We start from the raw sequence: 11,920 nt of genomic DNA, 5'->3' as shown, positions 1-11,920 counted from the left end.
CACGTCCACTATATGGTTCCCGAGAAACGAGCGACCCGATCCGGTGTCAGAGTTTCGGCGTCATCGCCGAGATTGCGACGCCGGATCGGTCTGGGTCGAGTTTCTCGACAGTGTTTCGGTGGTCATAGCGAGAGGGAAACGCCCGGTCCCATTCCGAACCCGGAAGCTAAGCCTCTCAGCGCCGATGGTACTGCACTGGTGACGGTGTGGGAGAGTAGGACGCCGCCGGACTTACTTTCGAAAAGCCGCTAACGGGTAGTCCCGTTAGCGGCTTTTCGCTGTTGATGACAAGCTGGTGAGCGTACGACCGGCACCGCTGGTCGGCTCCTTTTGACGCGTCGGGGTGTGAAGTTCGGTGAACCAGAACGGGTCGCGCGGCTCCGGCGACGGTGGCTCGCGCCGCCAGGGCCCACGTGGCGGTGGCAGAGCACAAGGTGCGGCGGGTGGCCCGCGGAAGAGCTCCGGCGGAGCGGGGAAGTCGTCGGACTTTCGCGGCAAGTCCGCCGGACGTACGCCGAGAGGGCAGGACGGTCGAGGCGACGGCACGCGTGACCGCGCATCGCGCGAGCGGCAGGGCGACGAGCGTGGCCGAGGCGCACCGCGCGGTGGAGCGGCATACAGCCCAGGCGGCCGGCGGACTGGAAGGCCGGCCGGAGCCGATGACCGGCCGAAGCGAGAGCGGTCGAACGACGGCCGCGCTCGTCGTGACGAGAAAGGCGGTCGGCCCGCGCCGGCGGACGACAGAATGCGGCGTGATCGGCCGGCTGGAGGCGACCGGTCCGAGACTGGCTATCGACCGCGGCGCGAGGGTCAGACCGGTGGTGATCGGCAGCGTACGGGCAAGCCCGCGGCTGGCGGCCGGCCGGTGCACGATCGGTCAGCTGGCGGCAGTGATCGGCCGCGTCGCGAGGGTGCGGCCAGTGCTGACCGGCCGCGTCGAAGCCCTGCGGCGGGTACGGATCGGCCGCGGCGAGAGAGGCCGGCCGGAGGCGACCGCCGAGGCAGGTCCGCGGTTGGTGACCGGCCGGATCGTACGGCCGAGAAAACCGACAAGCGGCAGGACAACTGGCCGGTGTCGGCGCGTGAGCAGCAGCGTCGTGAGCAGAAGCGCGTCGCGATCCCGGAGGACATCGAGGCGTCCGAGCTCGACCCGGCGATCCGCCACCAGCTCTCGTCGCTGTCGAAGCAGACGGCCGACACCGTCGCGCGGCACCTGGTCGTGGCCGGTCAGCTGATCGACACGGATCCAGCGACCGCACTCCTACACGCCACCGCGGCTCGTGCCAGTGGTGGCCGGATTGGCGTGGTACGCGAGGCGGTCGGCCTGGCCGCGTACTTCGCCGGCGAGTGGTCGACGGCGTTGACCGAGCTGCGGTCCTTCCGGCGGATGACCGGCAGCGTCGAACACTTCCCGGAGGAGGCCGACTGCGAGCGTGCGCTCGGCCGGCCGGAGCGTGCGATCAAGATGCTGAAGGCGCCGGAGGCCGCACAGTTGGACGCCGACGGCAGGATCGAGCTGCTGATGGTCGCGGCCGGAGCGCGGCGCGATCTCGACGACGTGCCGGCGGCGTTGGCGATGCTGCTCACCGAGGCCAAGCGCGCGCGCCCGTCGCGGCCGTCGACGCCACGGCTGTGGTACGCGTACGCCGACACGCTGCTGGCCGCCGGCCGCGAGGAGGAGGCACGGCGCTGGTTCGCGCTGGCGGCCGAGGCCGACAAGGACGGCGAGACCGACGCGGCCGAGCGGCTGCTGGTCCTGGACGGCATCGAGATCGAGGAAGGCGAAGACATCGACGAGGCCGCTGGGGACGACGTTGAATGAGCTGCGGGGAAGCGGGCCGCTAACCGAGGCGTACGACGTGGCACTGCTCGACTTGGACGGCGTCGTCTACACCGGCGAGGAGCCAGTGCCCCATGCCGCCGAAGCGTTGGCCGAGGCCCGCAACCGTGGCATGAAGCTGGAGTTTGTCACCAACAACGCCTCGCGCCGGCCCGACGCCGTTGTGGCGCTGTTGGCGAAGGTCGGCGTGCCGGCCGAGGTCGACGCGGTGGTGACCTCGGCGCAGGCGGCGGCGAGCTCGTTGGCCGACCGGTTGCCGGCCGGGGCCGAGGTGCTGATCATCGGCAGCGACGCGCTGGCGGCCGAAGTCGCCGACGTCGGGCTCGCGCCCGTACGCGCGACCACCGAGAAGACCGTCGCCGTGGCACAGGGGTTTGGTCGCGAGGTCGGCTGGCTCGACCTCGCCGAAGGTGCCGTCGCGTTGCGGCAGGGCGCGCTGTGGGTCGCCAGCAACGGCGACAGTACGTTGCCATCGCCGCGTGGACCGCTGCCAGGAAACGGCGCGCTGGTGCAGGCACTTGCGACCGGCAGTGGCCGGCGGCCGGACGAGGTGGTCGGCAAGCCGCATCCGCGGCTGCACCAGGAGTCGATCACGCGCAGCCGCGCGCGGCGGCCGCTGGTCGTGGGGGACCGGCTCGACACCGACATCGAGGGTGCCAACAACGCCGGTACGGACAGCCTGCTGGTCCTGTCCGGCGTGACGACCGCCGCCGAATTCCTTGCCGCGGAGCCGAAACACCGGCCGACATATGTGGCGACCGACGTACGCGGCCTGCTCGTCCCACACGCCGCGCCGGAGACCGCCGGTGAGGTCGTGCGGTGCGGCGGCTGGACCGTACGCGTCGGCGATGACCTGACGCTGTCTGGCTCAGGCGACCCGCTGGATGCCTTGCGTGCGCTTGGTGCGGCGGCCTGGTCGGCGGCGGCCACATCCGTACGCGCGGATGGATCCGGCGCCGACCAGGCGCTGTCGGTGCTCGGCCTCAGTGCACCACGAGGAAACTGAGCGGACCGTAGGCCATCAGGAACACGATGAGGCAGAAGCCGGCCAGGAAGATCAGGCTCCACAGGAACGTACGCCGGACCAGCTGTCCTTCCTGACCCGCGAGCCCGACCGCCGCGGCCGCGACGGCGAGGTTCTGCGGGCTGATCAGCTTGCCGAGCGCACCGGCCTCGCTGTTGGCGGCGGCGGTCAGATACGGACTGAGGTGCGTCTGCTTGGCCGCGGCGACCTGTACGGCACCGAAAAGCGCGTTCGCCGAGGTGTCCGACCCGGTCGCCGCGACGCCGAGCCAGCCGAGTATTGGTGACAGGAAGGCAAAAGCGACGCCGGTGTGGGCCAGCAGCGTGCCGATCGTGACCGCCTGGCCGGAATAGTTGATGAGGTAGGCCAGCGCCATCACGAACATCACGGTGAGAGCCGCCGAATACACCTGGACGATCCCGCGGCCGTATTCCCTGATCGCTTCGGCCACCTTGATCCGCTGGATCGCCAACGTGATCAGTCCGGTGATCAGCAGGATCGTGCCGGTCGCTCCGATCCAGTTGATCGAGAAGAGCGGCAGCGTGAGTGGTTTGCCGCTGACGCCGATCGCGCCGGCACCTGGCCACTTGAACTGCGTGGTGATGCTCTGCACCCAGTCGCCGACCGGATTTTTCAGCGATACCAACGCGAGCAGCACGATCAGCACCGCGTACGGCGCGAACGACGGCAGCCAGTGCCGGCGATCTTCCGGCGCGGTCTCCTCGACCGGTTTCGCCTCGGTGCCGTCTGTCGGCGGCGAGAGCACCTCAGTCGGCGACCACAGCCGCAGCAGCACGGCGGCCGCCGCGCCGGCCAGCAGCGCACCGATCAGGTCGGCCAGCTGGAAGGCGATGAAGTTGGACGCGACGAACTGACCGATGGAAAAGCCGAGACCGGTGGCCAGCGCGACCGGCCAGAGCTGCTTGAGGCCGCGTTTTCCGTCCAGTACGAGCAAAAGCGCGAACGGTACGAAGAAAGCGACGATCGCCGACTGCCGGCCGACCATCTCACCGAGACCTTCGGTCGGCAGGCCGGTTGCCTTGCTGAGCGCGAAAATCGGGTTGCCGACCGAGCCGAAGGCGGTGCCGGCGGCGTCCGCGAACAGCGCGACCGTCGCGGCCCGGATCGGCGAGAATCCCAGTGCCAGCAGAATCGCCGCGACCACCGCGATCGGCGCTCCGAAGCCGGCCATGGATTCCAGCAGCGAGCCGAAACAGAAGGCCACGACCAGCCCCTGGACGCGATAGTCTCTGGACAGCAACAAAAACGTACGCCGGACCGTGTCCAGATGGCCGGACTTGGTGATCAACCGGTTGAGCCAGATCGCGTTGACGATGATCCACACGATCGGGAACAGGCCGAAGGCCGCGCCTTCCAGCGCTCCGCTGAACGCTGGCACCGGCGGCAGCAGATACACCGGGATGGCGATCACGAAACCGACGGCCAGGCTGATCAGCGCGGCCCAGTGCGCGCGCATGCGTACGATGCCGAGCAACACCAACAGCAGGATCAACGGCACCGCGGCCACCAGGGCCGACAGCGCCAGTGAGTTGAAGACCGGTGCCAGTATCTGATGATGCATATTCCGCCGCTCCCTTGAGGCGAAGAATTATGGCACTACGACAACCTTGACCGGATCGCCTTCTCGCTCGGACATGACCCGGAATGCTTCGGTGATCTGGTCTAGCGGAAAACGATGTGTCACAAGCTCTTTTCCGCGCATCTGCCCGGAAGCGGCCAATGCCACCGCGCGTTCGACGTTGTTACGGCCCTCACCGCGTGAGGTGTACATGGTGATGTCCTTACGGACGATCGCCGACAGATCCATCTCGACACGGCCGGAATAGAACGCGACGAACAGGATCTTGCCGCCGCGCTTGGTGATCTCCCCGCACTGCTGCGGAGTGTCCAGGCCGCCGGACGCCTCGATGGCGAGGTCGACGCCTTCGCCGTCGGTCAGCTCCAGTACGGCCTCGACGGTGTCGACCTCCTTGGCGTTGATCGTGTGCCTTACGCCGAGTTTGGTCGCCAGCTCAAGGCGGGACGGCCGGGTGCCGATCATGATCACCTTGGTGGCGCCCATCAGCTGGCAGACCTGCGCGGTCATCAGGCCGACCGGTCCTGGCCCGAAAATCGCCACGCTCTGGCCGGCGATGTAGCCGCCGGCCACGTCCAGGCCGTACAGGCCGGTGCCGGCCGTCGTGATCAGCACGGCGTCTTCCGGCGTGAGATGGGGCGGCAGGTGATAGAGCGCGCTCACGTGGTGCACGGCGTACTCGGCGAAACCACCGTTCGCGGTCATGCCGCTGGCCCGGTGACCCTTGGCCGGGTTGCCGTAGTTGAGGCAGGCGGTGTAGCTGCCGACCAGGCAGTTGGCGCACCGGCCGCAGCCTCGATGCGCTTCGATGCACACGCGGTCGCCAGGCTTGAACTCGTCGACCGTCTCACCGGTTGCGACCACCGTTCCGGTCCACTCGTGGCCCGGCGTGAACTCACCGTACGGCGGGGTCAGTGGAAAATGGCCACCGAGGATCTTCAGGTCGGTGCCGCACATCCCGCACATCTCGACGCGTACGAGCACGTCCTCGGGGCCCGGCTCTGGCACCGGACGGTCGACGACACGCATGTCGCCGGGTCCGAACAACACGGCGGCGCGCATGCTGGAGGGGGGCTTGGCGATCATGCGTAGAGGCTAGTGGCGCCGGCCACCCAATGCAATCGTTTGCGGTATCCGGATCGAGACACTACGCCGCGATCCGCGAGACGGACATGTGCTCGGCCTCCACGTAGCCGTAGACCTCCGGCAGGATGTAGCGAGCGGCCAGGAACCCGGCGAGCGCGATGAGCGAGACGATCGCGGTGGCACCGGCCGTGCCGACCGCCTCCAGCAGCACCGGAAACAGGAAGAGCGTCACGGCACTGCCGAGTTTTACGAAGATGTAACCGAAACCGCAGGCGGTGGCCTTGTAGCGGGTCGGCGCCACCATCGCGGTGACGGTCATCCCGTTGGTGCCGGCCCAGTACTGTCCCCACATCATCGCGGCCGCCGCGATCAGCAGCACGATGCCGAAGTTGGCCTGGATGGCGATCGCGGCGACCAGCAGCGACACGAACGAGATGCCAAAGCCCCACTGGGCGATGCCGCGGTGTCCGATCCGCGAGGTGATCTGCGGACCGATGAAACCGCTGACCGCGGCCAGGCAGTAGATCGCGCCGGTCATCAGGTTGGTGCCGATCGGGTCCTTCGAGAATCCGGCGAGCCCCAACACGGTCGGCAGGTAGAAGCCGAACGCGCCGAAGGACGCGGTCTGCGCGGCGTTGGAGATCCAGCCGAAGACGCTGGCCCGCCGGCGCACCGGATCCGACCAGATGCTCTTCAGGAAGTTGGCCGTACTCGGCCGCTTGATCCGGTAGTCGCGGTCCGGCAGCATGTCCAGCGGGTCGTGGAACATGACCTGCGAGACCTGCTTGGCCTGGTGGAACTTTCCGCGCAGGATAAGCGAAGGCGCGGTGTCGGTGATGTTCATCCGGCCCAGCAGCAGGAAAAGCGCCGGCACCGCACCGAGCGCGAGGCCGATCCGCCAGAGCAGCGAGTGGTCCACGCCGGCGATCATCATGACGGTGATGACGGCGATCGCCAGCACCTCGCCGACCGCGAACATCGCCTGTTTGCGGTTTCCCATCACCTCGCGCTTGCCGCGCGGCATCGCCTCCATGATGTACGCGTAACCGGAGGCGAGGTCACTGCTCAGCGGAAAGCCAAGCAGGAACCGGATGATCACCAGCTGCCACATCGCGGTCACAAAACCCTGCAGTGGCGCCAGGATGACGAAGAGCACCATCGTCGAGATGAACACCCAGCGGCGGCCGAGCCGGTCGGCCAGCCAGCCACCGAAGATGGCGCCGAACAGACCGCCGAGCTGGACCGCGCTGGAGGTGAGGCCCAACAGCAGGGCGCTGGGGTGGAAATCGTGCTTGATGAAGACCAGGAGAAACGAAATCGAGTAGATGTCCCAGGACTCCACCAGGATGGTGGCCATCATCAGCCAGCCCACGCCCTGGCCGCTCTTGGTGCCCTGGGTGTTCATCACGCGGCGCGCGGCCTGGTCGGAAAGAGCGAGCAGTTCTTCGTGTGTGGCAGCCGAAAATGGCCTGTCGCTGGACATGGAAAGAAATCACCTAGGTCAGGGGGACGTGGATGATCACCATAGCCCCGCGTACGAAAGTGGTAAACACCGTCCAGCGATGTCGCGGCACTTACCGCCAAAGTAAAGAAAATTTGGTGTTTAGCGCGAAAGTAGTGCGCTGGCTTCTTGCGCGGCCGGTCCGGCCTCGGCCAGGTGCGCCAGGTTGGCCGGCACCTGCTCGCCGCGGGTACGCACGGCCTGCGCGTACAGCCGGCCGGCGCGATAGGACGAGCGGACCAGCGGACCGGACATCACGCCGGAGAAGCCGATCTCTTCGGCCTTTTCGCGCAGCGAAACGAACTCCTCCGGCTTGACCCAGCGGTCGACGGGGTGGTGGCGTACGGAGGGGCGCAGATATTGCGTGATGGTGAGGATTTCGCAGCCGGCTTCGTAAAGGTCCCGCATGGCCTCGACGACCTCGTCGAACTCCTCACCCATGCCGAGGATCAGGTTGGACTTGGTGACCAGGCCGTCAGCGCGCGCGGCGGTGAGCACGTCGAGCGAGCGCTGATAGCGGAAGCCCGGACGGATCCGCTTGAAGATCCGCGGCACGGTCTCGACGTTGTGCGCGAGCACCTCCGGCCGCGAGCCGAAGACCTCGGCGAGCTGCGCGGGGTCGGCGTTGAAGTCGGGGATCAGCAGCTCGACGCCGGTGCCGGGGTTGAGCTCGTGGATCTGTCGTACGGTCTCGGCGTAGAGCCACGCGCCGCCGTCATCCAGGTCGTCGCGCGCGACGCCGGTGATCGTCGCGTAACGCAGGCCCATCGCCTGCACGCTCGCGGCCACCCGGCGGGGCTCGTCGCGGTCGAGCGCGGCCGGCTTGCCGGTGTCGATCTGGCAGAAGTCGCAGCGCCGAGTGCACTGGTCGCCGCCGATCAGGAAGGTCGCCTCGCGGTCTTCCCAGCACTCGAAGATGTTCGGACAGCCGGCTTCCTCGCAGACCGTGTGCAGGCCCTCGCGCTTGACCAGGCCCTTGAGCTCGGTGTATTCCGGCCCCATCTTGGCCTTGATCTTGATCCACGGCGGCTTGCGCTCGATCGGGGTCTGCGAGTTGCGGACCTCCAGGCGCAGCAGCTTGCGGCCTTCCGGCTGAACATCGGTCACGTTCGCACTCTACGTCGTACGCGGGTGAGCTTCCATTGGCCGTAAGCCAGCGAACACCACCTCGAGCATGCGGTCGCGCGCGGTGTCGTCCAGCTCCATCGCCGCGGCGCCTCGAGACGCGCCGATCAGGAGCGCGTAGAACTCGTCGAGCCCCAGGTCATCGCGTACGGCGCCGGCTTTCTGTGCTCGCGACAGCAGCTCGCCGACGGCCGTGTGCAGCGCGTACGACGCTCGCTCGGCCTCCGTGTCGTCGCCGCCGCTGGCTCGCAGTGCCTCGGCGATCGCGAGCTTGCCGGCCGCGTCGATGACCAGATGAGCGAAGAAACCGCTCAGGGCCGCGCCGGGATCGTCGGCGTCGAGCAGTGCCTGGGCCTGGTCGCGGAGACGTTCGAGGCGCGTGACGAGTACGGCCTCCAGGAGCGCGGCCTTGGTGGGGAAGTGGCGGAAGACCGTGGCGATGCCGACGCTGGCCAGCTCGGCGACCCGTTCGGTCGAGGCGTCCGCACCGGAGGCGTACACCTCCTCCGCCGCGGCCAGAATCCGCCGTCGATTGTCCTGAGCATCCGCGCGCATCATCATTGCCATCCGAAGTCGTCACTCCGTATAATCGGAGTCGTCACTTCGGATCATAGGAGAGCGTGTCGATGAGCGACAAACCACGTGAGGTGTTCCTGCGCCTGGTCACCGACATCTGCGACGGCAAGCTGGACGGCCTCGCCGATCTTTACGCGGAGAAGACGGATGTGCGGCATCCGATGGCGACTCCGGAGGTGCCGGCGCTGGTCAGCCGCGACGATCTGCGCGAGCACTTCGGCTTCGCCCGTGACCTCCGCCCGGAGTTCACGCGTCGCGTCGTCGATCTGGTCATCCACGAAGGTGCCGACCCGGAGGTCGTCGTCGCGGAGTTCAGCTATGAGTTCGCCTATCCGGACGGCCGGACGTTCCGGATCCCGGCGATCTTCGTGACGCGCGTACGCGACGGAAAGATCGTCGAGTCGCGTGACTATTTCGATCCGATCCGTGGTGCGCGAGCGCGCGATGGCATCGACCAACTGGTCGCGCATCTGATGTCAAGCCCGGCCTAGCCGCTCCGACCAGTCGGTGTCGCCAACACCAACTGGAGGATCGATGAGCACACCGCGGATCGGCGTCAGCCTGCCGCATTTCGGCCCGTATGCCGGACCCGACTCGGTCGCGACGATCGCGAAGGCCGCCGAGCGGCTCGGATTCCACGCCGTGTCGGTGACCGAGCGGCTGCTGATGCCGGTCGGTCCCGGCTGGGACAACGGCGCCGGACTGCCGGAGGCGTACGTCTGGGACCCGCTGGAGGTGCTGACCTGGGCCGCCGCGCACACGAGTCGTATCCGGCTGGCGACCACGATCGTCAACACGATCTTCCAGCCGCCGATCGTCCTGGCGCGCCGGCTGGCCACGCTGGACCAGCTGTCCCGCGGCCGGCTCGACGCCGGCCTCGGCCAAGGCGGTGGCGGCACGCCGGAGAGTCGGTTTGGTATTCCCGAGGAGTTCGTCGCCGCCGGGGTGCCGGTCAGCCGTCGCGGTGGCGGCTTCGAGGAGCACCTCGCGGCGATGCGCGCGTGCTGGGGACCGGATCCGGTCGAGTTTCGCGGCAGCCACTATGAAATCCCGCCGTCGACGGTCGGCCCGAAGCCGTACGCCGGCCGGATCCCGGTGCTGCTCGGCGGTAACTCGCCGGCGGCCGTACGCCGGGCGGCCAGGATCGCGGACGGTTTCATCACGGTCGGCCATCCGGCCGGGTGGGACGACGCCCGGCGGCAGGCGGAGGGCTATCGCGAGGCCGGCGGCACCGGCCGCCTGGTGGTGCTCGCCATCCAGCCGTTCGCGGACGCGTCGGTTTCCGAGCGGCAGTTCGTCGAGGCCGTACGCGCCGACCTGGAACGGACGGCGGCGATCGGTGGTGCGGAGATGCATTTCACCCTCAACCTGCTCGGCATGCCACCGGCCCGCCAGGTCGAGCTGCTGGAAGCATTGTCGAGTGCGGGAAAATCCCGCACCTGAGGGCCGGTCTTACCGGCATTTCCCGGACTCGTTCCTGCCTCGCCCGTCACGGGAGTGGCGAGCGCTTCGACCTCTACGAGAAAGGCATCGTTCATCGGCACGGTGGCATCGCTTCGGTGATCCGGTGGTCCGACATCGCGTCGGCCGAGCAGGCCGCTAGGTGATCTATTCCAAGGGTAGGAGTGCCAGGTTGGCGTGATGGCCAGGCGACGCCGGAGGGCGATGGCGTCCCGGTGAGCGGCTAGGAGGTCCACTATATGGGACTCAAATGGCGCATGTAGCGCTACATGTCCATCTTGCGAGGTTCGCCGATGGTGTGAATGTCGATTTACTAGCGATAGATGCAAGAAACAAGGCTTTCGCACCCGCGCGACCGGCAGGTGCTGTGACGGGTGTGACTGTTGAAACAGGTAATGCTGCTGTGACTGCCGGCGCGCAACGGATGTCCGATGCAATGTCTTGTTAACCAAGTATTACGCGGCCGAGCCGCCTCACCTGCACTGTCAGCCACACCAGTCCACCCCGGCCAAAGGCCTGATTCTGGCATCGGCATAAGACGTACGCGGGTGAGGCCTCTAAGCTAGATCGTCCTCAGTGGGCGGGCGGCAGCATGGGCTTGACCAGGTGGGTCAGCTCGGTCTGCTGACCGTCCAGCTGTGGTGCGGTGATGACGGTGGCGGCCATGCCGTCCTGGAGTTGTACGAGCACAGGGCCGGTCGCGAAGGCACGCAGTGCCTCGGTCAGATAGCGAGCGCGGAACGCCGTCGTCATGTGGTTGCCGGTGACCTCGGCCTTGATGGTCTCCTCCGACTCGCCGGCCAGCGGGTCGTGGCCGGTGACGGTCACGCCGGCGTCGGAGGTGGTCAGCGTGACGACGCCGCTCACGCCGGAGTAGAGCGAGGCGCGGCGGATCGCGGCGGACAGCTCGTCGGCGTCGGCCAGCACGGTGCACTCGATGGTGGTCTCTAGCAGCTTCGTCAGCTGGCGGTCCGGATACTGACCGGCGAGCAGGACGCTCGACACGCTGGTGCCACCCCAGCGCAGCGCGATCCGGTCGCCGTCGGCGTGCAGGTTGACCGCGTCCGCGTTGCCGAGCCGGCGTGCCGCGTCGATCAGCATGCCGGCCGGCGCGAGCGCGTCGACCGATGCCTCCGGCGCGGCGCCGACCCACGGCAGCCGGCCGACGGAGAGCCGATAGCGGTCGGTGGCCAGCAGCTCCAGCCGCTCGCCGTCGGAGCGGATGCGTACGCCGGTGAAGATCGGCAGCGCGTCCTCGGTGGAGGCGGCGCCGGCGACCGCGGACACGATGTTGGCGAACGTCTCGGCGTGCAGCGTGCCCTGCAGCGGGGGTGGCGCGGCCACACCGGGATGCACGCCGATGTCCAGCAACGGCAACGCGAACCGTGCCGACGGCGTACGGATGGCCAGCCGTGACCCCTCGGTCACCAGCCGGACCTCCGGATCCTCCAGCGCACGCAACGTGTCGGCGAGCGGCCGCGCCGGCACCAGCACGGTGCCCTCGGTGTGCGTGGTCGCGCCGGTGCTCGCCTCGGCGAACCGCTCGCGGTCGGTGCCGGCCAGCCGTACGCCGGTCGCGCCCGCGGTCAGCAGCACGCCGGCCAGCACCGGCTCGCTGATCCGGCCAGGCAGCAGCCTGGTGAGCTCGACGGCGGCCGCGGCCAGCGCGGACGTGTGTGCGGTGAAGTCGACGGCCATGACAGGACGGTA

The 11,920-nt window shown here is 68.1% G+C and carries 10 protein-coding genes and 1 rRNA gene; 5 read left to right on the top strand and 6 right to left on the bottom strand.

All coding sequences use genetic code 11. From position 1 onward, the window contains the following. Positions 1 to 114 precede the first annotated feature (114 nt). The 3 genes from rrf (at position 115) to GNX95_RS10095 (ending at position 2,846) form a co-directional block, all read left to right on the top strand. Positions 115 to 231, top strand: a 5S ribosomal RNA gene (gene rrf, locus GNX95_RS10105). Positions 232 to 1,072: 841 nt separating this feature from the next. Beyond that, entirely contained in the window at positions 1,073 to 1,822 is a 750-nt protein-coding gene (locus GNX95_RS10100; RefSeq protein ID WP_163506835.1) for a Replicase polyprotein 1ab, read from the top strand. Between the two features lie 37 nt (positions 1,823 to 1,859). Continuing rightward, positions 1,860 to 2,846: an HAD-IIA family hydrolase gene (locus GNX95_RS10095; RefSeq protein ID WP_222853493.1), complete on the top strand. Its 987-nt coding sequence runs from the start codon at positions 1,860 to 1,862 to the stop codon at positions 2,844 to 2,846. Here the strand turns inward: GNX95_RS10095 and GNX95_RS10090 are convergent. The 5 genes from GNX95_RS10090 to GNX95_RS10070 form a co-directional block, all read right to left on the bottom strand. Further along, complete coding sequence (locus GNX95_RS10090) at positions 2,824 to 4,446, bottom strand: L-lactate permease (protein ID WP_222853492.1); 1,623 nt, start codon at positions 4,444 to 4,446, stop codon at positions 2,824 to 2,826. The two genes, GNX95_RS10095 and GNX95_RS10090, sit on opposite strands and share 23 nt — an antisense overlap. 27 nt (positions 4,447 to 4,473) lie before the next feature. Next, the gene (locus GNX95_RS10085) at positions 4,474 to 5,547 is read right to left on the bottom strand and encodes a zinc-dependent alcohol dehydrogenase (RefSeq protein WP_163506834.1); all 1,074 of its coding nucleotides are present in this window, start codon (positions 5,545 to 5,547) and stop codon (positions 4,474 to 4,476) included. Positions 5,548 to 5,608: 61 nt separating this feature from the next. Next, positions 5,609 to 7,030, bottom strand: a complete 1,422-nt coding sequence (locus GNX95_RS10080; RefSeq protein ID WP_163506833.1) for an MFS transporter — start codon at positions 7,028 to 7,030, stop codon at positions 5,609 to 5,611. Positions 7,031 to 7,150: 120 nt separating this feature from the next. Beyond that, positions 7,151 to 8,155 (bottom strand): lipoyl synthase, encoded by a 1,005-nt coding sequence (lipA, locus tag GNX95_RS10075; RefSeq protein WP_163506832.1) that lies wholly within the window; start codon positions 8,153 to 8,155, stop codon positions 7,151 to 7,153. Positions 8,156 to 8,164: 9 nt separating this feature from the next. Beyond that, positions 8,165 to 8,740: a TetR/AcrR family transcriptional regulator gene (locus GNX95_RS10070; RefSeq protein ID WP_222853491.1), complete on the bottom strand. Its 576-nt coding sequence runs from the start codon at positions 8,738 to 8,740 to the stop codon at positions 8,165 to 8,167. A 59-nt stretch (positions 8,741 to 8,799) separates the two neighbouring features. Here GNX95_RS10070 and GNX95_RS10065 point away from each other — a divergent pair, with 59 nt between their 5' ends. Next, a complete protein-coding gene (locus GNX95_RS10065; RefSeq protein ID WP_163506831.1) occupies positions 8,800 to 9,240 on the top strand; it encodes a nuclear transport factor 2 family protein in 441 nt (146 codons plus the stop codon). Positions 9,241 to 9,283: 43 nt separating this feature from the next. Then, positions 9,284 to 10,192, top strand: coding sequence for a TIGR03619 family F420-dependent LLM class oxidoreductase (locus GNX95_RS10060; RefSeq protein ID WP_163506830.1), 909 nt, complete (start codon positions 9,284 to 9,286; stop codon positions 10,190 to 10,192). 591 nt (positions 10,193 to 10,783) lie between these two features. On the opposite strand, the gene dnaN is transcribed toward GNX95_RS10060, so the two are convergent. Continuing rightward, the gene (gene dnaN, locus GNX95_RS10055; protein WP_163506829.1) at positions 10,784 to 11,908 is read right to left on the bottom strand and encodes a DNA polymerase III subunit beta; all 1,125 of its coding nucleotides are present in this window, start codon (positions 11,906 to 11,908) and stop codon (positions 10,784 to 10,786) included. Positions 11,909 to 11,920: the final 12 nt, after the last annotated feature.

Origin of the sequence: Fodinicola acaciae (genome assembly GCF_010993745.1) — a bacterium.
Lineage (GTDB): Bacteria > Actinomycetota > Actinomycetes > Mycobacteriales > HKI-0501 > Fodinicola > Fodinicola acaciae.
The sequence above is the reverse complement of the archived record's forward strand: the minus strand, read 5'-3'. Positions and strand labels throughout refer to the sequence as shown.